28 protein-coding genes are annotated in these 24212 nt (G+C 67.9%); 15 read left to right on the forward strand and 13 right to left on the reverse strand.

Features of this window, described 5'->3' with window-relative positions; genetic code table 11:
• Positions 1-5 precede the first annotated feature (5 nt).
• The 5 genes from J2Y49_RS00410 to J2Y49_RS00430 all read left to right on the forward strand — a co-directional run bounded on the left by J2Y49_RS00410 (position 6) and on the right by J2Y49_RS00430 (position 3560).
• Complete coding sequence (locus tag J2Y49_RS00410) at positions 6-545, forward strand: DsbE family thiol:disulfide interchange protein (protein WP_310110770.1); 540 nt, start codon at positions 6-8, stop codon at positions 543-545.
• Positions 545-1027, forward strand: coding sequence for a cytochrome c-type biogenesis protein (locus tag J2Y49_RS00415; RefSeq protein ID WP_310110772.1), 483 nt, complete (start codon positions 545-547; stop codon positions 1025-1027). Before J2Y49_RS00410 ends, J2Y49_RS00415 begins: the two co-directional genes overlap by 1 nt.
• Positions 1027-2424, forward strand: coding sequence for a c-type cytochrome biogenesis protein CcmI (gene ccmI / locus J2Y49_RS00420; RefSeq protein WP_310110775.1), 1398 nt, complete (start codon positions 1027-1029; stop codon positions 2422-2424). The genes J2Y49_RS00415 and ccmI overlap by 1 nt, the downstream gene beginning before the upstream one ends.
• Positions 2425-2561: 137 nt before the next feature.
• Positions 2562-3137 (forward strand): Smr/MutS family protein, encoded by a 576-nt coding sequence (locus tag J2Y49_RS00425; protein ID WP_310110778.1) that lies wholly within the window; start codon positions 2562-2564, stop codon positions 3135-3137.
• Between the two features lie 24 nt (positions 3138-3161).
• The gene (locus J2Y49_RS00430) at positions 3162-3560 is read left to right on the forward strand and encodes a helix-turn-helix transcriptional regulator (protein WP_310110781.1); all 399 of its coding nucleotides are present in this window, start codon (positions 3162-3164) and stop codon (positions 3558-3560) included.
• Positions 3561-3765: 205 nt separating this feature from the next.
• On the opposite strand, the gene J2Y49_RS00435 is transcribed toward J2Y49_RS00430, so the two are convergent.
• The 7 genes from J2Y49_RS00435 to hisB all read right to left on the reverse strand — a co-directional run bounded on the left by J2Y49_RS00435 (position 3766) and on the right by hisB (position 7983).
• Complete coding sequence (locus tag J2Y49_RS00435; RefSeq protein WP_310110783.1) at positions 3766-4134, reverse strand: histidine triad nucleotide-binding protein; 369 nt, start codon at positions 4132-4134, stop codon at positions 3766-3768.
• A 30-nt stretch (positions 4135-4164) separates the two neighbouring features.
• The gene (locus J2Y49_RS00440) at positions 4165-4548 is read right to left on the reverse strand and encodes a phosphoribosyl-ATP diphosphatase (RefSeq protein ID WP_310110786.1); all 384 of its coding nucleotides are present in this window, start codon (positions 4546-4548) and stop codon (positions 4165-4167) included.
• Entirely contained in the window at positions 4541-5326 is a 786-nt protein-coding gene (gene hisF / locus J2Y49_RS00445) for an imidazole glycerol phosphate synthase subunit HisF (RefSeq protein WP_310110789.1), read from the reverse strand. The genes J2Y49_RS00440 and hisF overlap by 8 nt, the downstream gene beginning before the upstream one ends.
• A complete protein-coding gene (gene hisA / locus J2Y49_RS00450; RefSeq protein ID WP_310110791.1) occupies positions 5326-6072 on the reverse strand; it encodes a 1-(5-phosphoribosyl)-5-[(5-phosphoribosylamino)methylideneamino]imidazole-4-carboxamide isomerase in 747 nt (248 codons plus the stop codon). The genes hisF and hisA overlap by 1 nt, the downstream gene beginning before the upstream one ends.
• A 31-nt stretch (positions 6073-6103) precedes the next feature.
• A complete protein-coding gene (locus J2Y49_RS00455) occupies positions 6104-6646 on the reverse strand; it encodes a GNAT family N-acetyltransferase (protein WP_310110795.1) in 543 nt (180 codons plus the stop codon).
• A 4-nt stretch (positions 6647-6650) separates the two neighbouring features.
• Positions 6651-7295 (reverse strand): imidazole glycerol phosphate synthase subunit HisH, encoded by a 645-nt coding sequence (gene hisH / locus J2Y49_RS00460; protein ID WP_310110798.1) that lies wholly within the window; start codon positions 7293-7295, stop codon positions 6651-6653.
• Between the two features lie 64 nt (positions 7296-7359).
• Positions 7360-7983, reverse strand: a complete 624-nt coding sequence (gene hisB, locus J2Y49_RS00465; RefSeq protein ID WP_044550958.1) for an imidazoleglycerol-phosphate dehydratase HisB — start codon at positions 7981-7983, stop codon at positions 7360-7362.
• A gap of 135 nt (positions 7984-8118) precedes the next feature.
• On the opposite strand from hisB, the gene J2Y49_RS00470 reads away from it, so the two are divergent.
• From J2Y49_RS00470 to hslU, 3 genes are all read left to right on the forward strand, one after another.
• The gene (locus J2Y49_RS00470; protein WP_310110814.1) at positions 8119-9735 is read left to right on the forward strand and encodes a S1C family serine protease; all 1617 of its coding nucleotides are present in this window, start codon (positions 8119-8121) and stop codon (positions 9733-9735) included.
• Positions 9736-9834: 99 nt separating this feature from the next.
• Entirely contained in the window at positions 9835-10398 is a 564-nt protein-coding gene (hslV, locus tag J2Y49_RS00475) for an ATP-dependent protease subunit HslV (protein ID WP_014249186.1), read from the forward strand.
• A gap of 5 nt (positions 10399-10403) precedes the next feature.
• Positions 10404-11747, forward strand: a complete 1344-nt coding sequence (gene hslU / locus J2Y49_RS00480) for an ATP-dependent protease ATPase subunit HslU (protein ID WP_310110819.1) — start codon at positions 10404-10406, stop codon at positions 11745-11747.
• A 253-nt stretch (positions 11748-12000) separates the two neighbouring features.
• Here the strand turns inward: hslU and J2Y49_RS00485 are convergent, their stop codons facing one another.
• Positions 12001-13215, reverse strand: a complete 1215-nt coding sequence (locus tag J2Y49_RS00485) for a murein transglycosylase A (RefSeq protein WP_310110823.1) — start codon at positions 13213-13215, stop codon at positions 12001-12003.
• A 17-nt stretch (positions 13216-13232) separates the two neighbouring features.
• A complete protein-coding gene (locus J2Y49_RS00490) occupies positions 13233-13913 on the reverse strand; it encodes a Tim44/TimA family putative adaptor protein (protein ID WP_310110826.1) in 681 nt (226 codons plus the stop codon).
• A 247-nt stretch (positions 13914-14160) separates the two neighbouring features.
• On the opposite strand from J2Y49_RS00490, the gene J2Y49_RS00495 reads away from it, so the two are divergent.
• Together J2Y49_RS00495 and secB are read left to right on the forward strand one after the other, a co-directional pair.
• Entirely contained in the window at positions 14161-14796 is a 636-nt protein-coding gene (locus J2Y49_RS00495) for an FxsA family protein (RefSeq protein ID WP_310110828.1), read from the forward strand.
• A 184-nt stretch (positions 14797-14980) separates the two neighbouring features.
• Positions 14981-15469, forward strand: a complete 489-nt coding sequence (gene secB, locus J2Y49_RS00500; RefSeq protein ID WP_063635637.1) for a protein-export chaperone SecB — start codon at positions 14981-14983, stop codon at positions 15467-15469.
• Between the two features lie 111 nt (positions 15470-15580).
• Here the strand turns inward: secB and rho are convergent, their stop codons facing one another.
• From rho to hemE, 4 genes are all read right to left on the reverse strand, one after another.
• Positions 15581-16837 carry a transcription termination factor Rho gene (rho, locus tag J2Y49_RS00505; protein ID WP_310110831.1) on the reverse strand — a complete coding sequence of 419 codons (1257 nt, stop codon included), beginning with the start codon at positions 16835-16837 and terminating at the stop codon, positions 15581-15583.
• A 382-nt stretch (positions 16838-17219) separates the two neighbouring features.
• Positions 17220-17648 carry a protoporphyrinogen oxidase HemJ gene (hemJ, locus tag J2Y49_RS00510; protein WP_310110832.1) on the reverse strand — a complete coding sequence of 143 codons (429 nt, stop codon included), beginning with the start codon at positions 17646-17648 and terminating at the stop codon, positions 17220-17222.
• A gap of 41 nt (positions 17649-17689) precedes the next feature.
• The gene (hemH, locus tag J2Y49_RS00515; protein WP_310110833.1) at positions 17690-18817 is read right to left on the reverse strand and encodes a ferrochelatase; all 1128 of its coding nucleotides are present in this window, start codon (positions 18815-18817) and stop codon (positions 17690-17692) included.
• Positions 18818-18908: 91 nt separating this feature from the next.
• Positions 18909-19934: a uroporphyrinogen decarboxylase gene (gene hemE, locus J2Y49_RS00520; RefSeq protein ID WP_310113277.1), complete on the reverse strand. Its 1026-nt coding sequence runs from the start codon at positions 19932-19934 to the stop codon at positions 18909-18911.
• 502 nt (positions 19935-20436) lie between these two features.
• Between hemE and J2Y49_RS00525 the strand changes: the two genes are divergently transcribed.
• The 5 genes from J2Y49_RS00525 to dnaQ are packed head-to-tail and all read left to right on the forward strand — an operon-like array spanning position 20437 to position 24068.
• Positions 20437-21276, forward strand: coding sequence for a pyruvate, water dikinase regulatory protein (locus tag J2Y49_RS00525; RefSeq protein WP_149223742.1), 840 nt, complete (start codon positions 20437-20439; stop codon positions 21274-21276).
• Positions 21277-21323: 47 nt separating this feature from the next.
• On the forward strand, positions 21324-21875 hold the full coding sequence (locus J2Y49_RS00530; RefSeq protein WP_409017793.1) for a Maf family protein: 552 nt from the start codon (positions 21324-21326) through the stop codon (positions 21873-21875).
• Positions 21872-22738, forward strand: coding sequence for a shikimate dehydrogenase (locus J2Y49_RS00535; protein ID WP_310110836.1), 867 nt, complete (start codon positions 21872-21874; stop codon positions 22736-22738). Before J2Y49_RS00530 ends, J2Y49_RS00535 begins: the two co-directional genes overlap by 4 nt.
• Positions 22739-22747: 9 nt before the next feature.
• Entirely contained in the window at positions 22748-23392 is a 645-nt protein-coding gene (coaE, locus tag J2Y49_RS00540) for a dephospho-CoA kinase (protein WP_310110837.1), read from the forward strand.
• Positions 23385-24068 (forward strand): DNA polymerase III subunit epsilon, encoded by a 684-nt coding sequence (dnaQ, locus tag J2Y49_RS00545; RefSeq protein ID WP_310110840.1) that lies wholly within the window; start codon positions 23385-23387, stop codon positions 24066-24068. The genes coaE and dnaQ overlap by 8 nt, the downstream gene beginning before the upstream one ends.
• Positions 24069-24212 lie beyond the last annotated feature (144 nt).

Below are 24212 nucleotides of genomic sequence, written 5' to 3' on the forward strand. Positions count from 1 at the left end.
ACATCATGCGCCGCCTTCTGTACCTGCTGCCCTTCCTGCTGTTCATCGGGGTGGGTGTCGCCTTCTACCTGGGGTTCCAGCGCGACCCGCGCGACATCCCGTCGGCCCTGATCGACAAGCCGGCGCCGACCTTCGACCTGCCGGCCATTCCGGGTCAGCCGGCGACGGGCGGCCTGTCCTCGGCCAGGCTGACCGGCGATGTGACGCTGGTGAACGTCTTCGCCTCCTGGTGCATCCCCTGCAAGGCGGAGCATCCCGTCATCACCCGTCTGTCGCGCGAGCAGGGGGTGACGGTCTTCGGCATCAACTACAAGGACAAGCCGGAGGACGCGCTGACTTGGCTGGCCCGCAACGGCAACCCCTATGCCGCCATCGGCGCCGACCAGGACGGCCGGGTGTCGATCGACTGGGGCGTATACGGCGTGCCGGAAAGCTACCTGATCGACCGCCAGGGCCGCATCCGCTTCAAGCATGTCGGCCCGCTGACCCCACAGGTGGTGGAGGAGCAGCTTCTCCCCATGGTCAAGCATCTGAGGCAGGGCTGATGAAACGCGCCCTTCTTACCGCTCTGCTGGCGCTGTCGCTGACCGTATCGGCGCTGACCCCCGCCCTGGCCGTCCAGCCCGAAGAGGTTCTGCCGGACCCGGCGCTGGAATCCCGCGCCCGCGCCATCAGCCAGGAGCTGCGCTGTCTGGTCTGCCAGAACCAGTCGATCGACGACAGCAACGCGCCGCTCGCTCGCGACCTGCGCGTTCTGGTGCGCGACCGGCTGCAGGCCGGCGACAGCGATGCGAAGGTGATGGAGTACGTCACCGACCGTTACGGCGACTATGTGCTGCTGCGCCCGCCATTCAAGGCGACCACGCTGGTGCTGTGGATCGGCCCCTTCGCCGTGCTGCTGCTGGGGGCGATCGGCACCTTCCTGTTCCTGCGCGGGCGGCGGGGTGTGGCCGCCGGCGCCGACACCGCTCCCCTGAGCGCGGATGAGCGGCGGCGGCTGGATGCCCTGCTGCGGAAAGACGACTGATGCTGTTCTGGATTCTCGCCGCCGTCCTGACCGCGGCCGTGCTGCTGCTGATCGTGCCGCCGCTGCTGCGGTCCGGTGCCGCCGCTCCCGACCGTGACGCCTTCGACCGCGAGGTCTACCGCGACCAGCTGGACGAGCTGGAGCGCGACCGCGCGCGCGGCCTGATCAACGACGCCCAGGCCGAGGCCGCCAAGGCGGAGATCGCGCGGCGCATGCTGGCGACCGCCGAGAAAAGCGGTTCCGCCGCAACCCCCGCGGCCCCGCGCAGCGCACGTGTGCTGGCTGTGTTGCTGGCGCTGATGCTGCCGCTGGGCGCGCTCAGCGTCTATGGTCTTTATGGCCGGCCGGATCTGCCGGCGCAGCCGCTGGCGTCGCGCAACCTTGAACAGGAACGCGGCGGTCCGCCCAAGACCGTGCTGGCGGCGATGGACAAGCTGAAGGCGCAGCTGGCGGAGAATCCGAACGACCTGCAGGGCTGGCTGATCCTGGGTCAAGCCTATGCCAAGATGGGCCGCAATGCCGACGCGGCGGACGCCCTGCGCCGCGCCGTCGCCTTGAACGGGGACGATGTGGAGCTGCAGGGCCTGTTCGGCGAGACGCTGGTGTCGGCCAATGACGGCATGGTCGGGGAAGAGGCTGTGAAGGCCTTCGACACCGTGCTGGCGAAGGAGCCGAAGGACCCGCGCGCCCGCTTCTTCGCGGCGCTCGCCCGCTATCAGGCCGGCGACCGCAAGGACGCTCTCGACCGCTGGAGCGCGCTTATGGCGGAATCGCCGGCCGACGCGCCCTGGGTCCCGGTCTTGCGCGACCAGATCCGCGAGGCCGCGATTGCGCTGGACATGGATCCGGCCAAGGTGACGCCGCAGCCGCTGCCGGCCGAGCAGAAGCCCGCCGGTCCCGTGGCAAGCCAAGGGCAGAACGGGCAGGCGGCCGAGGGGCAGAACCAGGACGAGATGATCCGCGGCATGGTCGCAGGGCTCGCCGCCAAGCTGGACGCCGACCCGTCGGACGTCGAAGGCTGGCTGAGGCTCGCCCGCTCCTACGGGGTGCTGGGCGAGCCGGAGAAGGCGCTGGACGCGGCCCGCAAGGCGCGGGAGCGGGCACCGGACCGCGCCGACGTGCAGGTGGTCTACGCCAATGCCGTCCTGCAGACCCAGCCGCGCAATGAGACGCCCAAGCCCCTACCGGAGGAGGCGACCTCCGCCCTGCGGCTGGCGCTGAAGGCGGAGCCGGAGAACAAGGACGCGCTGTGGCTGCTCGGCCTCGACGCCATGATGTCGGGCCGGCGGGACGAGGCCGCCGCCCATTGGGGCAAGCTGATCGCCCAGTTCAAGCCGAGCGATCCGGAATACACGCTGTTGAAGGGGCGTTTGGACGCGTTGAAGGCGGGCGGCTGAGGCTTTCCGCCTGCCCCCTTCCATTTCTCCCGGCGCCTTTTCTTTCGCGTTGCGGCAACACACATTGACAGGGGCGGGCCGACGGGCTTTATCCGTCGGCACCGCCCTTTTTCCTTTCCGCAGAAGGTTCCGCGCCGATGACCCGCAGACGACTGCCCACGCCCGACGAGCGGCGCTTGTGGCGGCTCGCCATGCGCGACGCCGAACCGATGCCGGGCAAGCAGATCGAGGCGGAGCCGGAACCGGTGGCGACCATGGCGGAGTTGGTGGAGGAACCGGTGGCCACCAGCCTCGCCCCGCCGCCGACCGCAAGGCAGCACCCCTCCCCGCCCCGGCCGGTCCGCGCCCCCCATCCGCCGCTGACACCGGGCTCCACCGCCAACATCGACCGCCGCACCGGCGACCGCTTCCGCCGCGGCGAGCTGGAAATCGACGGCCGGATCGACCTGCACGGCATGACCCAGGCGCAGGCGCACACGGCACTCGCCTCCTTCGTCCATCGTGCCTGGAACGAGGGGCGGCGCTGCATCCTCGTCATCACCGGCAAAGGCAGCTTCGGCGGGCTGGGTGTCCTGCGTCAGGCAACGCCCCGCTGGCTGGCGGATCCGGCCCTGCGCCCGATGGTTCTGGCGATCCAGCCGGCCCGGCCCAAGGACGGCGGCGACGGCGCGCTGTATGTCTTGATCAAACGGCGGCGCGACCGTAAGGACTGAGTCCCAAACACTCAGGGACTACCCATGACCCCGTTCGGCGAACGGGTCCGGTCGCTGCGCGACGCCAGGGGCGTGACGTTGAAGCAGATGGCGACGGACCTGTCCATTTCGTCCGCCTATCTGTCGGCCCTGGAGCACGGCAAGCGCGGCCAGCCCTCGCCCCAGCTGGTCCGGCAGATCTGCGCCTATTTCGGCATCATCTGGGATGATGCGGAGGAGTTGGAACGGCTGGCGGATCTGTCCCATCCCCGCGTGACGGTCGACACCGCGGGCTTGAGCGCGAAAGCGACGGAGCTGGCGAATCTTCTGTCGGAACGCATCGGCGACCTGGACGAGGAACGGATCGACGCGATCCTGGCGATCCTGGACGCGGTGCAGCCGAAGAAGGGCACACGGCGCAGGATGGGGGTGCGGCGGCGGTGATGGCGTTGTGGGGGTGTCGGCTGGCGATTGCCCCCACCTAACCTCCCCCGCTTCGCAGGGGAGGGACTGCCGCCGCCTTCCCGAACAAGCCCTTATCCCCTCCCCCGCCCAGCTCTCGCACAAAGCTACGCTTTGTTCTGACGCGGCAGGCGGACCGTAGGTCCGCTGAGAGCGGGGGAGGGTTAGGGTGGGGGTTTAACTCCCCTCAAGCCTTCCCGATCATCCGCCCCAGGTCGCGCCCGGCGAACAGGTGGATGTGCAGGTGGGGCACTTCCTGGTGCGCGGCCTCGCCGCAGTTGGACAGAATGCGGTAGCCGGGGCCGTCGGCGCCCACCATGCGGGCGACCTCGCCCACCGCGCGGAACAGGCCGGCGATCTCGGCCTCCGACGCCTTGGCGGTGAAGTCGTCCATGTCGATGTAGGCGCCCTTGGGGATCACCAGCACATGGGTCGGCGTCTGCGGGTCGATGTCGTGGAAGGCGAGCGCGTGCTCGGACTCAAACACCTTCTTGCACGGGATTTCGCCGCGCAGGATGCGGGCGAACACGTTGCTGTCGTCATAGCTCTTGGCCATCGCGTACGTCCTCTTGGTGGGGAATCCCGCTCAGGCTTTGCGGGACTTCTTCTCGTCGATGCCGCTGGTGCCCTCGCGCTGGGCGAGCTTGATCCAGACCTCCGCCGGATCCAGCCCCAGGTCGGCCCACAGCACCAGCAGGTGATAAAGCAGGTCGGCGGATTCCGCGGCCAGCGCCGCCTTGTCGCCGCGCACCGCCTCCAGGATCGCCTCCACCGCCTCCTCGCCCACCTTCTGGGCGATCTTGGCGGTGCCGCGGCTGTAGAGCTTCGCGGTGTAGGAGGTCTCCGGATCGGCGCCCTTGCGGCCCTGGACGGTGACGAACAGCCGGTCGAGCACCTCGGCGCCCAGCGGGGCCGGCGCCTTCTCTGCGGATCTCTCCGCCGCCTTTTCGGCCGACTTCTTGTCACCCATTCGCCGTCTCCAACGCCCGGGCCGGGCGCACCGGGATGCCGGCGGCACTCAGCGCCGCCTTGGCCTGACCGATGGTGTAGGTGCCGAAGTGGAAGATCGAGGCGGCGAGCACCGCGGTGGCGTGGCCCTCGCGGATGCCCTCCACCAGATGGTCGAGCGTGCCGACGCCGCCGGACGCGATCACCGGAATGCGGATCGAGTCCGCCACGGTGCGCGTCAGCTCCAGGTCGAAGCCGCTCTTGGTGCCGTCGCGGTCCATCGAGGTCAGCAGGATTTCGCCGGCTCCCAGAGATTCCATCCGCTTGGCCCAGTCCACCGCATCGATGCCGGTGGCGTTGCGGCCGCCATGGGTGAAGACCTCCCACTTGCCTGGCGCGACCTTCTTGGCGTCGATGGCGACGACGATGCACTGCGCACCGAACTTCTCCGCGCCCTCGCGCACGAAGTCGGGGCGGTGGATCGCCGCGGTGTTGATCGACACCTTGTCGGCGCCGGCCAGCAGCAGCTTGCGGATGTCGTCCACCGTGCGCACGCCGCCGCCGACGGTCAGCGGCATGAAGACCTGCTCCGCCGTCCGCCGCACCACGTCGAAGATGGTGTCGCGGTTCTCATGGCTGGCGGTGATATCGAGGAAGGTCAGCTCGTCGGCGCCTTCGCGGTCATAGACGCGGGCCTGTTCCACCGGGTCGCCGGCATCGACCAGATCGACGAAGTTGACCCCCTTCACCACCCGGCCGTCCTTGACGTCCAGGCAGGGGATGACACGCATCTTCAGCATCAGTCGGCGTCCTCGACGGCGGTGGCGGAGAGCAGGGCCAGCGCCTCCTTGGGGTCGATCCGGCCATCGTACAGCGCGCGGCCGCAGATCACGCCTTCGATCCCGGCGTCCTCTTCGATCTTCAGGGCCTTGAGGTCGTCGATCGACGACACGCCGCCCGACGCGATCACCGGGGTGGTCAGATGGTAGGCGAGGTCGGAGGTCGATTCCACGTTGACGCCGCCCATGGCGCCGTCGCGGTTGATATCGGTGTAGATGATGGCGGCGACGCCGCAATCCTCGAACTTCAGCGCCAGATCCAGCGCCTTGATGTCGGAGGTCTCGGCCCAGCCGGCCACGGCGACATAGCCTTCGCGGGCGTCGATGCCGACGGCGACCTTACCCGGGAACTCACGGCAGGCAGTCTTCACCAGATCGGGATCGCGCAGCGCCACCGTGCCCAGGATGACGCGGCTGACGCCCTTTTCCAGCCACATCCCGATGGTGTTCAGATCGCGGATGCCGCCGCCCAACTGCACCGGGATGGTGACGGATTTCAGGATGCTCTCGACCGCGGCGCCGTTCACCGGCTTGCCTTCGAAGGCGCCGTTGAGGTCGACCAGATGCAGCCATTCGAAGCCCTGGCTCTGGAACAGGCGGGCCTGTTCGCCGGGATCGGTGTTGAAGACCGTGGCCTGGCTCATCTCGCCGCGCAGCAGGCGGACGCAGGCACCGTCCTTGAGGTCGATGGCGGGGTAGATGATCATCGCTGGCGTCTTCCTATGGCGTTGCTGGCGGTTAAAAGGCTGGCGGCTGGTGGGCAGGCTGGAGGTCTTTGCAGTAGAAATGGCCGGCGAGCGGCTTGCCCTGCACCAGCGCATAGAAGGGATGGGTTCCCCAGCGCCTGAAGCCGAGCGATTCATAAAGCGCGATGGCGGCCTCCTGCGTCACGCGGACGTCCAGGTTCAGCACCTGGAAACCTGCGGCACAGGCTTCGTCCACCACCGCCATGGTCAGCCGGCGGGCAAGCCCGTGGCCGCGCGCCCAGGGGGCGACGAAGCTGGTGGTCAGCTGGGCGGCGTGGGCCTGCGCCTCGTTGTTGCGCGGCGGCTTGACCAGCTGGGCGGATCCGGCCACCACCCCGTCCAGGCGGGCGACGAACAGCACCCGTTCCGGCACCACCAGCACGCCTTTCCAGAACCGCTCCATCACGTCGCGCGGCGGCGGCTCGACCCAGCCGAAGCCGCCGCCGGCGCGGATGGCGTCGTCGGCCGCGTCGCACAGGTCGTGCAGGTCGGCGGTCTTCAGCGCATCGACCTTGTCGATGGCGATCTCGGCCATCGCGTTAGACCTTCCAACGCAGGAAGTTGGCGATCAGCGCCAGACCGGTCGCTTGGCTCTTCTCCGGATGGAACTGGGTGCCGACCAGATTGTCGCGCCCGACCACCGCAGCGAAGGGGCCGCCATAGTCGGCCGACGCGATCAGCGTGTCGGGATCGGCCAGCTTGAACTGGTAGGAATGGACGAAATAGGCATGAGAGCCCTCCGGCAGACCGGCCAGGACCGGGTGCGGATGGCGGATGTTCAGTTCGTTCCAGCCCATATGGGGGATTTTCAGCGCCGGATCCGCCGGCTCCAGCTTCACCACCTCGCCCCGGATCCAGCCCAGCCCCTCGGTCACGCCATATTCGCGGCCGCGTTCGGCCATCAGCTGCATGCCGACGCAGATGCCCAGGAAGGGCCGGCCGCGGCGGTGCACCACCTCTTCCAGCGCGTCGAGCATGCCCGGCACTTCCGACAGGCCGCGCTTGCAGTCGGCGAAGGCGCCGACGCCCGGCAACACCACGCGGTCGGCCCGGCGGACCGCATCGGCGTCGGAGGTGACGAGGACAGTGTAGGAGGCTTCGGCTTCGCCGGCCGCGCGCTCGATCGCCTTGGCGGCGGAGCGCAGGTTGCCGGAGCCGTAATCGATCAGCGCGACCGTTTCCATGGACGTGACAAACCTTCCGATAGGACGGCGGAGGGGGCTTTTGGTTGGACCGGGGTCCCCGCCGTCAGAGCGATCCGCCGAGCGTGCCCTTGGTGGAGGGCACCGCATCGCGCTTGCGCGGGTCGATCTCCACCCCGGCGCGCAGCGCGCGGGCAAGCGCCTTGTAGCAGCTTTCCACGATATGGTGGTTGTTCTCGCCATACAGGTTTTCGACGTGCAGCGTCACGCCGGCGGCCATGGCGAAGGCCTGGAACCACTCGCGGAACAGCTCGGTGTCGAAATCGCCGATCTTGTCGCGGGTGAAGTTCACCTTCCAGATCAGATAGGGCCGGTTGGAGAAGTCCAGCGCCACCCGCGTCAGCGTCTCGTCCATCGGGACATAGGAATGGCCGTAGCGCTGGATGCCCTTGCGGTCGCCCAGCGCCTTCGCCACCGCCATGCCGATGGCGATGCCGGTGTCCTCGGTCGTGTGGTGGTAATCGATGTGCAGGTCGCCGTCGGCCAGGACCGTCAGGTCCATCAGGCTATGCCGCGACAGCTGTTCCAGCATGTGGTCGAGGAAGCCGACCCCCGTCTTGACGTCGTAGACGCCGGTGCCGTCAAGGTTCAGCGCGACCCGGATCCGGGTCTCGGTTGTGTTCCGCTCGATCGAGGCGCGGCGGCCGCCGTTGATGGGGGTCTGGTCCATGGCGGTTTTGTAGCAGGAAGCATCCCTGCGCGCCAGCATCCGGCACGATTGATGCGCGGCCTGTCCATTCCGACGATTGTCCTACGATGGTGTGCGGGGTACAGTTCTATACACTTCCTGCGTGCATATTCGCTTATGACGACCCTCCCGCGCCCTTTCGTCGCAGCATTGCTGCTCCTTCTCGGCCTGCCGCCGGCCGGCTGCGGCGGCATGTCCCCGCCTCCGCAGGCCGGCAAAGCCGCGCCGCCGGTCGCCGCCGGGACCACCGCACCCTTCCGCTTCGGCGAACTGGCGATCGGGTCGATGCGGCGTGGGATGCAGATCGGCCGCCATGTCTGGGGCATCGACTGTGCCCCACCCTATGACGACGTCTATTGGACCAGCGGCGTCAACATGCGCCGCGGCTCCACCTTCGAGGAGCGGTTTGCCGAGGTGATGACCGCCGCCGGCTTCGACGTGGTTGGACGGCCCGGCGGTCCCGACAGCCCCGACGGCAACCGCAGCCGCGCCCGCTTCACCGTGCAGGGCGACCTGCGGGACGTACAGCTGGAGCTGTGCAACCGCGTCAACTGGCTGACCGGCAGCAGCAAGGGCAGTTCCGGCACCGGCAGCGTCAAGGTGGAATGGACAGTCTACGACACGCGCGGAGGCGGGCTGGTCCACCGCCTCGTCACCACCGGCGTGACGACGCAGGAGCGCGCCGTGCCCCAGGGCGATACCATGTTGATGGAGGAGGCATTCGCCGCCGCAGTGGAGGCGCTCGCCGCCGACGCGGGATTCCGCAACCTGCTGTCGGGCGGCACCCTGCCCGCTACGGCGGCTACGGCGGCGACGATTTCCACGACAACGCCACCCGGATCCGGGCCCATCCCCCTGGCTCCAGCAGTCGGTTCTCTCGTGCCGGACCGGGCCTCCCAATTGCCGGCGGCGGGACGGCTTCTGCTGCGGACCGGATCCGGGTCCGGCCGGGTCGCGTCGGCGCGGGTGGCGGTCGGAGGGTCGTCGGGAGTTTCCCACGGGTTCGTCATCGGCGAGACCGATGTGCCGGGCGAGGTGCAGGCGGTGCTGCTGGCTCCCCTCCCCGGATCCGACCCCACCGTCACCGTCCGGCCGGCGCGCGGGGTGGAACTGACCGGCTGGGTGGTCGGGCGCGATGCGGCGAGCGGCTTCGCATTGGTGAGGGTGCCGGCGCGGCTGACCGCCCTTCCCGTCCGCACCCGGACCTTGCGCGTCAGCGAACCGGTGCGGGCGATCCCGGGCGGACGGGGCAAGGAGATCGAGGGGATCGTCGGCAGCCTGCACTCTGCGGAGAACCCCGGTGCCGCGCTGATCCAGGCGGATCTGGGCTCCGCCGCCCTGTTCACGGCGGTGACGGAGGCCGGCGATCCGCTGCTGGATGGCGACGGCAGGCTGGTCGGCGTGGCGCCGGCCGCCAGTCGTTCAGTCGCCACACCGGCGGGGCTGGTCGAGTTCCTGGCGATCGGTCCGCTGCTCGACCGGCTGGGGGCGGATCCAGCAGACCCGGATCTGGCAGGCCCGGTTCCGGCCGCGCCAAGCGCATCTTCTCCGCCATCCAAGCAGGATCGAATGGGCCGCAACACCGCTTGGAAGGCGGAACGGAACCGGCTGGGCCGCGGCAGTCAGTCCGATCCTTGGGCCGATCCATGGGCCGACCCCTGGGCCGATCCATCGGCGGAGGATGGGGAGCTTGACGGCGATGTTCTTGACGGGGACCGCGCCCCTCCCACATAGACCGGATGCCCTGCCGCCGCGGCTCCAGGGACTTGCGCCCTGTGATGGTGCGCCTTTCCGGGATGGCGGGCGGCTCCCCTTTTCCAGCATGGTTTGCGCATGACCTATCCAGCGTCCAATCCACACGATCCCATCCAATGGCACGGCACCACCATCCTGTCCGTGCGCAAGAACGGTCAGGTGGTGATCGCCGGCGACGGGCAGGTCTCGGTCGGCCAGACGGTGATGAAGGCCAATGCGCGCAAGGTCCGCTGGCTGGCCGGCGGCACGGTGATGGCGGGCTTCGCCGGTGCCACCGCCGACGCGCTGACCCTGTTCGAGCGGCTGGAAGGCAAGCTGGAGCAGTATCCCGGCCAGCTGACCCGCGCCTGCGTGGAGATGGCCAAGGATTGGCGTACCGACCGCTACCTGCGCCGGCTGGAGGCGATGATGGCGGTGGCCGACAAGTCCGTCAGCCTGGTGCTGACCGGCAACGGCGACGTGCTGGAACCGGAAGATGGGCTGATCGGCATCGGCTCCGGCGGGTCCTATGCCCTGTCGGCGGCGCGCGCGCTGATCGACATCGACGGGATGGATGCGGAAGCCGTGGCGCGCAAGGCGATGAAGATCGCCGCCGGCATCTGCGTCTACACCAACGAAAACGTCACCCTGGAAAAGCTGTGAGCGCCATGACGATTCAGACCGCTTCCGTGTCCGCCGACACCGCCGCCTTCAGCCCGCGCGAGATCGTCTCCGAGCTCGACCGCTACATCGTCGGCCAGAACGACGCCAAGCGCGCGGTCGCCATCGCGCTGCGCAACCGCTGGCGCCGGCAGCAGCTGCCCGAAGGCCTGCGGGAAGAGGTGCTGCCGAAGAACATCCTGATGATCGGCCCGACCGGCGTCGGCAAGACCGAGATCGCCCGCCGCCTCGCCAAGCTGGCCCAGGCTCCCTTCCTGAAGGTGGAGGCCACCAAGTTCACGGAAGTCGGCTATGTCGGCCGCGACGTGGAGCAGATCGTCCGCGATCTGGTAGAGGCCGCCATCGGCCTGACCCGCGAGCGGCTGCGCAAGGAGGTCGCCGCCAAGGCCGAGTTGCGCGCCGAGGAACGCGTTCTCGACGCGCTGTGCGGCGACAGCGCCAGTGCCGACACGCGCGCCAAGTTCCGCAAGATGCTGCGCGAGGGCACGCTGAACGACAAGGAGATCGAAGTCCAGGTGGCCGACACCGGCGCCGGCAACATGCCGACCTTCGACATTCCCGGCATGCCGGGCGCGCAGATGGGCATGCTGAACCTGAACGACATGTTCGGGAAGATGATGGGCGGCCGGACCAAAACCCGCCGCATGACCGTGTCCGAGAGCCACGGCGTGCTGATGGCCGAGGAGTCCGACAAGCTGCTGGACCAGGAGAAGGTGGTGGCGGAGGCGATCCGCGCGGTCGAGCAGAACGGCATCGTCTTCCTGGACGAGATCGACAAGATCTCCGCCCGCTCGGACGCGCGCGGCGCCGACGTCAGCCGCGAGGGCGTTCAGCGCGACCTGCTGCCGCTGATCGAAGGCACGACGGTGTCGACCAAGCACGGCCCGGTGAAGACCGACCATATCCTGTTCATCGCGTCGGGCGCCTTCCACATCGCCAAGCCGTCGGACCTGCTGCCCGAACTGCAGGGCCGCCTGCCGATCCGCGTCGAGCTGAAGGCGCTGAGCCAGGACGACTTCAAGCGTATCCTGACCGAGCCGGAAGCCAGCCTGATCCGCCAGTACAAGGCGTTGATGAAGACGGAGGAGGTCGATCTGGTCTTCACCGACGACAGCATCGACGAGTTGGCGCGGCTGGCGGCGGAGATCAACAGCTCCGTCGAGAACATCGGCGCGCGGCGCCTGCACACGGTTCTGGAGCGCCTGCTGGAGGAAATCAGCTTCGCCGCCAGCGACCGCGCCGGCGAGACCATCACCATCGATGCCGCCCTGGTGCGCGAGAGGGTCGGCGGACTGGCGAAGAACGCGGATCTGTCGAAGTTCATTCTGTGAGGGTGTGGGGCGTTGCGGAGCTAGACCCCCACCTTAATCCTCCCCCGCTGGGCGAGGGAGGAGACTTGTGCTGATGCAGGAGAGTGCCCGTCGAAAGATTGGCGGCAATCCCTCCCCCGCCCAGCTCTCGCACAAAGCTCCGCTTTGTGCTGACGCGACAGGCGGACCATAGGTCCGCTGAGAGCGGGGGAGGTTAGGTGGGGGTCTAACGTAGCCACGAAAACCATCACCCCGCTTCACGTGAAACATTCCCCTACCCGCCTGCCGCCACCTTCACGCTCTTCGGCAGCAGCAGCGCATAGGTGCCGCGGCTCTTCATCACCCCCGCCTTCTGCTCCGCCTCCGCGCCGTGGCCCCAGAAGACGTCGCCGCGCACCGGCCCGCGGATGGCGCCGCCGGTGTCCTGGGCGATCAGCAGCCGCTGCAACCGCTGCCGGCCGTCGACTGGATCCTCGGCATCCAGCCAGACCGGTGCGCCGTAGGGCATGAACTTGGAGTCCACCGCCAGACTGCGCCCCGGCGTCAGGGCCACGCCCTGGGCGCCATTGGGACCGTCGCCGGTCAGCGGCTGGAAGAAGACGTAGGACGGGTTGACGTTCATAACCGCTGCCGCCTGGTCGGGATTGGCGAGCAGCCAGGCACGGATGGTCTGGAGCGACACCTCCTCCCGCTTCAGCGCGCCTCGGTCGATCAGCTCCTTGCCGATGGCGACGTATTTGTGGCCGTTCTGGGCGGCATAGCCGACGCGCATCTCGCCGCCGTCGGCCATACGGATCCGGCCCGACCCCTGGATCTGCAGGAAGAAGGCGCCGATAGGGTCCTTCACCCAGACCAGTTCCAGACCCTTGCCCTTGAGCGAGCCGGCGACGATGGCTGCGCGGTCCTCATAGGGCTTCAACCGGCCGTCGACCACCCGGCCGGCAGTGCGCTCCCCCCGCCAGCGGTCGGAGAAATCGCCGAGATCGACCATCACCAGATCGGCCGGCCGGCGATAGAGCGGCACGGCATAGGCCGGATCCGGCCGGCGGCTGCCCTCCAGCTCGGCTTCGTAATAGCCGGTGAACAGCCCCTCCCGCGTCCCGTTGTTTCCGGCCGCGTAGGGGGTGAAGTTGGCTTCGAAGAAGGCGCGGGCGGCATCGTCGCCGGGCGGCAGATCCGCCAATTGGGCGCAAGGGCCCTGCCAGTCGCCGATGGTGCCGGCCACCCCGTTCGGCCCGACCGGCCGCTCCGCCGGCTGCGTCCTGAATCGGGCGCAGGAGCGGGCGAGCGCCGGTATCGCCTGGGCGACCGGATCGCTCCGCCACCCCGGCAGATCGGCGAAAGTGAGTGGCGCCAGGGTAAGGGCGTCGGGCGGCGGCTTGGCCTCTTCCCGCTTCGCTTCATCCTTCGGTGTACAGGCTGAAAACAGCAACGCCACCGCCCCGAAGAGGGCGATGGCGCTGAAACCGGTCCGATGACGGGAGTTCATTACTGGCTGTCGTCCGATCACTGAACCGGCCGCACCTCGACCAGCGACCAGTTCGGGTCGCGCGAGCGGATGTTGCGGGCGAAGGTCCAGACGTCGACGTTCTCCACCAGCGCCTTGGGATCGCCATCGATGACGGTGCCGTCGCGGTCGCGCACCACATTGACCTGATCGGTGACCAGACGGACGGTGACGAAGGCGGTGCGGCCGGCATCCAGCCTCGCTTCCACCACCTCGGCCTCGCGCACGAACTCGATACGGGCCTCGTGCTGCTCGCCGGCGGCCTGGCGGTCGCGGATGACGCGGGCGAAGCTCTCGTACACATCGTCGGCCAGCAGCGGGCGAAGCGTCGCGGTGTCGCCGCGGGCGAAGGCATCGACGATCATGGCGAAAGCAGCCTTGGAGCCTTCCAGAAAATGCTTTTCGTCGAAGGTCGGGTCGGCGGCGCGGATTTGTTCGATGGACGCGGCCAGCGACAGCGGCTCGTCCGGAGAGACTGCGACATCAGGACGCGGCCGATTGCGCTCCGGCAGCGGCACGACATTGTCGGGCTTCGCGGTGCTGGCGGCGGGGGTGAACGGGTTGGGGCGCTGACGCTCCTCCCCCGTCCGGCGGCCCAAGACGCTGCGCAGCCGATAAACGAGGAAGGCCGCGATCATCGCGAAGATCACGATCTCGATGAACACGAACCCATCTCCCATCATCTGTTCCTTCCAACGACTTGAGCTATTTGACCTGCGGAAGCGGCCTTGAGACGGCGGATCCGATGAAAGATCCGGCTGCGGCCGCGGCGTCACCGCCTGCCCCACCCCTGGACCTTGCGGATGGGCGGCATTACGTGTTGCTTGCCCGTCAGAAACCGCCATCCCGGATGGAGCCGCCGGCCTTTCGACCGGACGACCTATCCAAACCTAGATAGGGGCAGCGAGCCCGAAGAGCAAGGACACCATGAATCCCCTGCTGTTGATCCTTCTTCTGCCGATCCTGGAGATCGTCGGATTCATCCAGGTCGGCGACTGGATCGGCGCCGGGCCGACCATCGGGCTTCTCGCCCTGTCGGCGGTGGTGGGCGTGCTGCTGGTCCGCCACCGGGGCCTGTCGTCGCTGACCCGTGCGCAGGCCGCGGCGGCCCGCGGCGAGGCGCCGATCGGCACGGTGCTGGACGGCTTCTGTGCCGTTCTGGCCGGCATCCTGCTGATCATTCCCGGCTTCCTGACCGACATACTGGGGCTGGTCCTGCTGATCGGCCCGCTGCGCCGGGGCATCGGCCGCTGGCTGCTCGGCCGGATCGGCGCCGGCATGCCGGTCTTCACTATGGGAGGGACCGCCGCCGGCGGGCGGCCCGGCTTCGGAAGCGGCGGTTTTGGCGGCACGGCGGGCCGTGGTTTCGGCGAACCGGGCTTCGGACCCGGCGATGCCCGCCGCGCCGACGATCCCTTCCGCCCTGCGCCCGGCGTGATCGACGCCGATTACCAGGACGTCACCCCCGGTGAGGGCGGAACGGGTGACGGAAAGGAGGATGCCGACGCGCCGCGGCTGACCGATTCCCAATGGGGGAAGCACCGCCCGGATGAGCGGCGCTGAGCCGCAGGATTGCTGGCGGTTTCCGTTGGCAGGACAGCCGATCCGTGATAGCCAGCCCATTGGGCGAAGGCACAACCGTCGCGAACCAAATCCTGTCACCTCACATCCGGGTCGGCCCGCCGCCCCTGCCCTGTTCCAAGCCGGGACCCGGGCCGGGAGGAAGGCCGGCGATTAGGAGTCCGTTATGTCCGATCAGATGAGCAACGGCGCCGAGCAGCAGCAGGCGTCCTCGCTGCCGATGCATGTCCTCGCGCAGTATGTGAAGGACCTCTCGTTCGAGAACCCCAACGCCCCGCAGAGCCTGCTGCCCAACCAGCCGCAGCCGCAGGTGAACATCGGCGTCGACGTCCAGGGTCAGAAGGTCGGCGAAGACATCTACGAGCTGACGCTGAACCTGCGCTGCGAAGCCCGCCAGGGCGAGGCCGTGGCCTTCCTGGTCGAGCTGTCCTATGGCGCCCTGTTCCAGTTCCCCGGCCTGCCGGAAGAGCATCATCGCCCGGTCCTGATGATCGAAGGCGCCCGGATGATCTTCCCGTTCGCCCGCGCCATCGTCTCCAGCGCGACCCGCGAAGGCGGCTTCCCGCCGCTGATGATCAACCCGATCGACTTCGCCGAGCTGTACCATCGCCAGTCGGCCCAGCAGGCCGAGCAGCCGCAGCAGCCCCCGTTCTGATCCAACCGATCTAACGGAGAGACCATGAAAAAGGGCGGGTGGCCGAAAGGCCCCCGCCCTTTTTCTGTGCCGCCCCTCTCCCGAAGGAGGGGGCGGATCCGGCATGGCACCTTACTGGTTCATGCTTTCGAAGAACTCGTTGTTCGACTTGGTATGCTTCAGCTTGTCGACCAGGAAGTCGACCGCGTCCGTCACGCCCATCGGCATCAGGATGCGGCGGAGGATCCACATCTTCGACATGGTGCCCTTGTCGACCAGCAGTTCCTCCTTGCGGGTGCCCGACTTGGAGATGTCGATGGCCGGGAAGGTGCGCTTGTCCGAGAGCTTGCGGTCCAGCACGATTTCCGAGTTGCCGGTGCCCTTGAACTCTTCGAAGATCACCTCGTCCATGCGGCTGCCGGTGTCGATCAGCGCGGTGGCGATGATGGTGAGCGACCCGCCCTCTTCCACGTTGCGGGCGGCGCCGAAGAAGCGCTTGGGCCGCTGCAGGGCGTTGGCGTCGACACCGCCGGTCAGCACCTTGCCGGAGCTCGGCACCACCGTGTTGTAGGCGCGGGCCAGACGGGTGATGCTGTCCAGCAGGATAACCACGTCGCGCTTGTGCTCGACCAGCCGCTTGGCCTTCTCGATCACCATTTCCGCGACCTGGACGTGGCGGGTGGCCGGCTCGTCGAAGGTGGAGCTGATGACCTCGCCGCGGACCGAGCGGGCCATGTCCGTCACTTCTTCCGGACGCTCGTCGATCAACAGGACGATCAGATAGGCTTCGGGGTGGTTGGTGGCGACCGAGTGGGCGATGTTCTGCAGCATCACCGTCTTGCCGGTGCGCGGCGGCGCCACGATCAGCCCGCGCTGCCCCTTGCCGAGCGGCGCCACCAGGTCGACGATGCGGCCGGTGAGGTTCTTCTTGGTGGGGTCCTCGACCTCCATCCGGATGCGTTCTTCCGGATAGAGCGGCGTCAGGTTGTCGAAGTTGATGCGGTGACGGACCTTCTCGGGCGCGTCGAAATTGATGGTGTTGACCTTCAGCAGGGCGAAGTAGCGCTCACCGTCCTTGGGCGAGCGGATCTGCCCTTCCACCGTGTCGCCGGTGCGCAGGCCGAAGCGGCGCACCTGGCTGGGACTGACGTAAATGTCGTCGGGACCCGGCAGATAGTTGGCTTCCGGCGAGCGCAGGAAACCGAACCCGTCCTGCAGCACCTCCAAAACGCCGTCGCCGAAGATCGGAATGTCGTTCTCGGCCAGCTGCTTCAGGATCGCGAACATCATGTCCTGCTTGCGCAGCGTGCTCGCGTTCTCGATCTGCAGCTCCTCCGCGAACGCCAGCAGTTCGGCGGGGCTTTTGCACTTCAGCTCTTGGAGATGCATCGGATTGCCTGTGAAATCGTCATGCGGGGGAGGTGACCCTAAGGGGATGGGAAGTGCCTGGAACCCCGGCGGACGGCGGTTGGAGGCGGCGGGAGCCGCAACGCGGTCGCGTCGGGTGGGCAGCGGGTGGCGCTTTGACGATCGCGCGCCAGGGCGTCCGGAAAATGGTCGCACGGGAGCGGGTCGCCAGCCACCAGGCCCGGCTCAAGAACAGAGCGTCGGATCGGCAGATGTGGGCGTGGGAGGCCGCGGGGCGAAAACCCCGTGGTCCTGACATGGTTATCGGATCGGCGCGCGCAAGTCAAACGAAAGCGAAACCCGCGCCGGTCGCGGATTCCGCTTTTTCCAGGGTGTGGAAGACTGTTCGATCACGTACCGCCGGTCAGAAGGGCTTGACGATCACGAAGATGACGATGCCGATCATCAGCAGGGTCGGCACCTCGTTGGCGATGCGATAGAAGCGCTGCGGCCGCGGGTTGCGGTCCTCGGCGAACTCGCGGCGCCACTTGGCCATCATCATGTGGCTGGCGGTCAGCAGCAGGACGAACAGCAGCTTGGCGTGCAGCCAGCCCTGCTTCATCCATTCCGGCGTCAGCACGATCATGGCGATGCCGAACACGTACGCCGCGATCATCGCCGGGTTCATGATGGCGCGCAGCAGGCGGCGCTCCATCACCTTGAAGCGTTCCGACGTGTCCGATCCGGCCGGCACCTCGCAGTGGTAGACGAACAGGCGCGGCAAATAGAGCAGCCCCGCCATCCAGGCGATGATGCTGATGACGTGCAGCGCCTTGATCCATTCGTACAGCACCGGGCGTGTCCCCTCTTTCTTTGCGGTTCGGCCGTTGCGGTTCAGCGCCGCGCCTGCGGGCAGCCGGGGAAGTTGGACGGGCAGATCCGGTCACCGTTCTGGGCGCAGACCGTCGCCTTTCCCGCAACCATCTGCCGCACCAGCCGGGCCAGCCCGTCGATGAAGCCGGGATGCACCCCCACCGTCGGAACGCGGGTGAAGTGCGGAACCCCGGCTTCCTTGGCCAGATGGCGGTATTCGATCTCGATCTCCACCAGCGTCTCGGAATGCTCCGACACGAAGGCCATCGGCACCACCAGGATCGGCACACCGTCCTGGCCGGCGCGGCGGATCTCGGCGTCGGTGCTGGGGCCGATCCACTCCATCGGGCCGACGCGGCTCTGGTAGCAGTTCACCCAATCCAGATGCTCGATGCCCAGCGCCGCGGCGATGGATTCGGCCGTACGCTCGCATTGCCAATGATAGGGGTCGCCGGAGGTCACCACCTTCTTCGGCAGTCCGTGGGCGGAGAACAAGACGCGCGGCGTACCGTGCGCCTTGGCGGCCTCGTACAGCGGACGGATCAGGGCGGCCGACGCGTCGATGAAGCCGGCCTGGGTCGGGTAGCAGCACAGCAGCCGGGTCGGCGCCGTCAGCCCGACGGTCTTCGCCGCCTCGTGCCAGACCTTGGCGCTGGACGCCGTGGTGGTGGTGGAGAATTGCGGGTAGAGCGGCAGCAGAACGACCAGATCCGGGTCGTATTCCTTCACCCGGGCTGCAGTCTCGGCACTCATCGGGTGCCAGTAGCGCATGGCGATGAAGACCTTGGTCTCGGCGCCATCCGCGGCCGGATCTGCCCCCCGGTCCACCCCCGGATCCGCCTCCAGCGCCGCCTCCAGCGCCGCGGCCTGGGCCTCCGTGTTCTCCAGCAGCGGCGACTTCCCGCCGAGCTGGGCGTAGATCTCAGTCGCCGGCTTCGCCCGCCGCCCGCTGATCAGGCTGGCGATCAGGAAGCGGAACGGGTTCGGCAGCCGGATGATGGCCGGATCCGCGAACAGGTTGAACAGGAAAGGCCGTACCGATTCCGGCGCGTCGGGACCGCCGAGGTTGAACAGCACGACGGCCACGCGGCGCGGCCGGCCGCCCGGGACGGATTGCGAGGCGGATGTCTGGGGAGGTTGCTGGATCATGGTGCCCGCTAAACTGGAGCGTCGCCGTGCTTGTGTCCAGACCCCCGCCGTCGCTTTTTCAACCCTTTGGCACCTGCCGCCGAAAAAGCCGTCAGCCGCGGTCCGGCCATTCGCGCAGGATCCGGGTCAGCGCCGCCACATGATCGGGTGGGGTGGACTGGATCACGCCATGACCCAGGTTGAACACGAAGGGCCGGTCGGCCAACGCCTCCAGGATGTCGCGGGTCGCCGTCTCCAGCGCCTTGCCACCGGTGGCCAGCATGATCGGGTCGAGGTTTCCCTGCACCGGCAGGCGGGGCTGCAGCGTACGGGCGGCCCACACCGGCGAGACGGTGGTGTCGAGCCCGACGGCATCGACGCCGGCATCGGCGACGTAATCCTCATAGGCGTGGCCGGCCCCGCGCGGGAATCCGATGATCGGCGTGTTCGGATGCTTGGCCTTCACCAGTGCGACGATCCGCCGCGTCGGCTCGATCACCCAGCGGCGGAACTCGCCGACCGGCAGGACGCCGGCCCAGCTGTCGAACAGCTGCACCGTTTCCGCCCCCGCCTCGATCTGGCGGCAGAGATAATCGGCGGTGACATCCACGATCAGATCGATCAGCTGGGCGAATCCCACCGGGTCGCCGTAGGCCCAGCGTTTGACATGCGCATACTCCTTCGACCCCGCGCCTTCGACCATGTAGCAGGCGATGGTCCAGGGAGCCCCCGCAAAGCCGATCAGCGTCGTATCCCGGGGGATCGCGGTGGAGAGCCGGCGCACCGTCTCGTAGACCGGCGCCAGCGTCTCGTGGAAGCGGTCGCGCGACAGGCGCTTCAGGTCCTCGACGTTGCGGACCGGATCCAGCTTCGGCCCCTCCCCTTCGAGATAGGCCAGCGGCTGGCCCAGGGCGTGCGGAACCACCAGGATGTCGGAGAACAGAATCGCCGCGTCCATGCCGTAGCGGCGCAGCGGCTGCAAGGTCACCTCGACCGCGAAGTCGGGATTGTAGCAGAGGTCGAGGAAGCTGCCCGCCTTCGCCCGCAGTTCCCTGTACTCCGGCAGGTAGCGCCCGGCCTGACGCATCAGCCAGAAGGGCGGACGCGTCCGCACCTCTCCCGCCAGGGCGGCGAGCATCGGCTTCAGCGGAGACTTCGGATTCTGGACGGCGGAGTTGGAATCGGACAAGGCGGTGCGTTCCCCTGAATGCTGATCTGGATTCCGCGATTCCAACACGGAATCGGACGCGGAATCTCGGACGGGTTTATCCCCTCTTCTTCACTATATTTTTTAAAGGGAGAAAGGAAGAGGATGAGGTGGATGGCTGTGGATAACGGTGATCCCCGAGGCACAGGAATCTATCCACAGATCCGGGGGCTTGTGCGGGCATGTGCGCGGATCTGTGGACGATTCGGAGCACTACCCCGGGAAACGGCTGAAATGCTATAGCTGGACGAACGGGAGTCCCGTGGATAACAGCACGGGCGGGGCCGGATCTTCCCAGCTTCCGAAGCGGTCGGCGGAGTTGTCCTCCCCTTGGCCGTATCGGGGAGGAGGAGTCACCCGGTCGGGATGAAACGCAGGCGGATCCGGTTGTCCACAGATCTGGGCCGGGTTCTCCACAGAATGTTGGGGACGGATGAAAGAGTTCCACCTACATCTCGTGTCCGATGCGACGGGCGAGACCATCAACAGCGTGGCGCGCGCCTGCGTCATCCAGTTCGACGACGTTCGGCCGATCGAGCATTTCTGGAATCTGGTGCGGACCGACCGCCAGCTCGACCTCGTCCTGGAGGGGATCCGGGACAATCACGGGCTGGTGATGTTCACGCTGGTCGACGAGACGCTTCGCCGCCGCCTGCAGGATTTCTGCCGTGAGATGCAGGTGCCCTGCATCCCCGTGCTCGATCCGCTGATCAACGCGCTCGCCGCCTTCCTGGGCGTGGAATCGCAGCGCCAGCCCGGCCGCCAGCATGTCCTGGACGCCGAGTATTTCAGCCGGATCGACGCGGTCGACTTCGCCCTGTCCCATGACGACGGACAGTCGAATTGGGACCTGCACGAGGCCGACGTGGTGCTGATTGGCGTGTCGCGCAGTTCCAAGACGCCAACCTGCATCTATCTGGCCAACCGCGGCATCAAGGCGGCCAACATCCCGCTGGTACCCGGCAGCCCGCTGCCCGCCGAGGTCGATCTCCTGACCCGTCCGCTGATCGTCGGGCTGACCAAGGACCCTGACCGGCTGGTCCAGATTCGCCGCAACCGGCTGAAGCTGCTCAACCAGGGCGAAGGCTCCAGCTACGCCGATCCCGAGTTGGTGCGCTCCGAGGTGCAGGAGGCGCGGCGCCTGTTCAGCCGGCGCGGCTGGCCAGTGATCGACGTCTCCCGCCGCTCCATCGAGGAGACAGCCGCCGAGATCATGATGCTGCTGGCCCGGCGACAGAGCGGCACTTTCAGCCCGGAAGGAAAGAAAACGTGAGTGCGCCCGTTCTGGTGCTGGCGTCCGGCTCGCGCACGCGGGCAGCGATGCTGGAGCAGGCCGGCGTCAGCGCCATCCTCGACAAGCCGCTGGTCGACGAGGACGAGGTGAAGGCCGCCGGCCGGGCGGAGGGCGTCCCGGCCGATGCGGTCGCCGAAGCCCTGGCCGAGCTGAAGGCCCAGCGCATTGCTCGCCGCCATCCCGGCGCGCTGGTGGTCGGCGCCGATCAGATGCTGGAATGCGAAGGGCGCTGGTTCGACAAGCCGGCAGACCGGGCGGCGGCGCGTGCGCAGCTTCTGGACCTGCGCGGCAGGACCCACCGGCTCGTCAGCTGTGCCGTGGTGGTGCGTGACGGCGAGCGGATGTGGCACAAGGTCGACAGTGCCCGCCTGACCATGCGCAACTTCTCCGAATCCTTCCTGGACGATTATCTGGACCGGGTCGGCGACGAGGTGCTGCACTCCGTCGGCGCCTATCAGCTGGAAGGGCTGGGGGCGCAGCTGTTCCAGCGGGTCGAGGGTGATTTCTTCACCATCCTCGGGCTGCCGCTGCTGCCGCTGCTCGGGTTTCTGCGCGTGCATGGGGTTGGCAACGAATGACGACGGTCGATTCAATCAGTGGCAAGGCAAAGGTCGCCGGTGTGATGGGCTGGCCGATCGGTCATTCGCGGTCCCCCCGACTGCATGGATTCTGGTTGCGGCAATATGGGATCGACGGCGCCTATGTGCCGCTTGCGGTGGCGCCGGAGCGCGCCGAGCAGGCGATCCGCGCCCTGCCCGCCCTGGGCTTTCGCGGCTGCAACGTCACCGTGCCACTGAAGGAGATCGCCTTTCGCACCGTTGACCGTCTGGACGAGACCGCCCGGCGCATGGGGGCGGTCAACACCATCGTGGTAGGCGACGACGGCGCGCTGGAGGGCGGCAACACCGACGGCTTCGGCTTCATCGAGAATTTGCGCGCCGAGCAGCCGGATTGGACGGCGGAGAGCGGTCCGGCCGTGGTGATCGGTGCCGGCGGGGCCGCCCGTGCCGTGGTGGTCGCCCTGCTCGATGCCGGTGCGCCGGAAGTCCGTCTGGTCAACCGCACCCGTGCCCGTGCCGAAGAGCTGGTGGCGGATCTGGCCGCGGTCGGGCTTTCCGGCGGCGTGACGGTGGTCGATTGGGTTTCACGTGAAACGGCGCTCGATGGTGCCGCACTGCTGGTCAACACCACCACCCAGGGCATGGCCGGTCAGCCGGCGCTGGACCTGCCTTTGCGCGCCCTGCCCGTCACGGCCGTCGTCAACGACATCGTCTATGTGCCGTTGGAAACCCCGCTGCTGGCCGAGGCCAGGGCACGCGGCAATCCGGTGGCCGGCGGCATCGGCATGCTGCTGCACCAGGCGCGCCCCGGCTTCAAGGCGTGGTTCGGCGTCGAGCCGCAGGTGACGGCGGAACTCTCCCGCTTCGTTCTGGAAGGCTGAGGTGCCGGCATGATCGTGCTGGGCCTGACCGGTTCCATCGGCATGGGCAAGAGCACCGCCGCCCGCATGCTGCAGGCGATGGGCGCTCCGGTCTGCGATTCCGACGCGGTGGTGCATGGGCTGCTCGGCCGCGGCGGCCGGGCGGTGCCGGTCATCGATGCCGCCTTCCCCGGCGTGGTGATCGACGGGGCGGTCAGCCGGCCGGCGCTTGGCGCTGCGGTGTTCCGCGATCCGGATGCGCTGAAGCGGCTGGAGGCCATCCTGCATCCGATGGTCCAGGCGGCGCAGCGCGACTTCCTCGCCCATGCGGCACGCCGTGGTGCGAAGATCGCCGTGCTGGACATCCCGCTGCTGTTCGAGACGCATGGCGAGCGGCGGGTCGATGCCACCGTCGTGGTCTCCGCGCCTTTCGCCGTCCAGCGCGCCCGCGTGCTCGCCCGGCCGGGCATGACGGCGGAGAAGTTCGCCGGCATCCTCGCTCGCCAGATGCCAGATGCTGAGAAGCGGCGGCGTGCCGACTATGTCGTACCGACCGGCGCCGGTCGGCTGGTGACGCGGCGGGCGCTTCAAGGCATTGTGCGGGACGTGACATCTCGGCCGGGCAGGCATTGGCCGCCGCGCGGCTATCAACCAGGGCAAATCCATCATGCGTGAAATCGTTCTCGACACCGAAACCACGGGCTTCAAGCCGGAGGAAGGCCATCGGCTGGTCGAGATCGGCTGCATCGAGCTGGTCAACCACCTCGCCACCGGCGAACGCTTCCACGTCTACCTCAACCCCGAACGCGACATGCCGCCGGAGGCCTTCGCAGTTCACGGGCTGAGCACGGAATTCCTCGCCGACAAGCCTCTGTTCAACGACGTGGCCGCCGACTTCGTCTCCTTCATCGGCGACTCACCGCTGGTGATCCACAACGCCGCCTTCGACATGCACTTCCTGAACTGGGAACTGAAGATTGCCGGCTACCCGGTGATGCCGAAGGACCGTGCCATCGACACGCTGCTGATGGCCCGGCAGAAGTTCCCCGGTTCGCCCGCCACCCTGGACGCGCTGTGCAAACGCTTCGGCGTCGACAACTCCAACCGCACCCTGCACGGCGCGCTGCTCGACGCCCAACTGCTGGCCGAGGTTTATCTGGAGCTGCTGGGCGGCCGACAGACCGGCCTGTCCTTCGCCGGCAGTCCGGCATCGAAGGGCGGATCTGCCGGCCCGGTCCGCATCGACCGTCCCTTCCGCGAAGCCCGCGTCTTCGCCGTCAGCGACGAGGAAGCCGCGGCCCATGCGGAGATGCTGAAGAAGATGAAGAATCCGCTCTGGGCGGTGGAGTGAGGGGGCAAGGTTAGACCCCCACCTAACCTCCCCCGCTCTCAGCGGACCTGCGGTCCGCCTGCCGCGTCAGCACAAAGCGAAGCTCTGTGCGAGAGCTGGGCGGGGGAGGGACTGCTGTTAAAGCGTTGACAAGACTGCACGCCG

The organism is Azospirillum sp. BE72 (genome assembly GCF_031455875.1).
GTDB lineage: Bacteria > Pseudomonadota > Alphaproteobacteria > Azospirillales > Azospirillaceae > Azospirillum.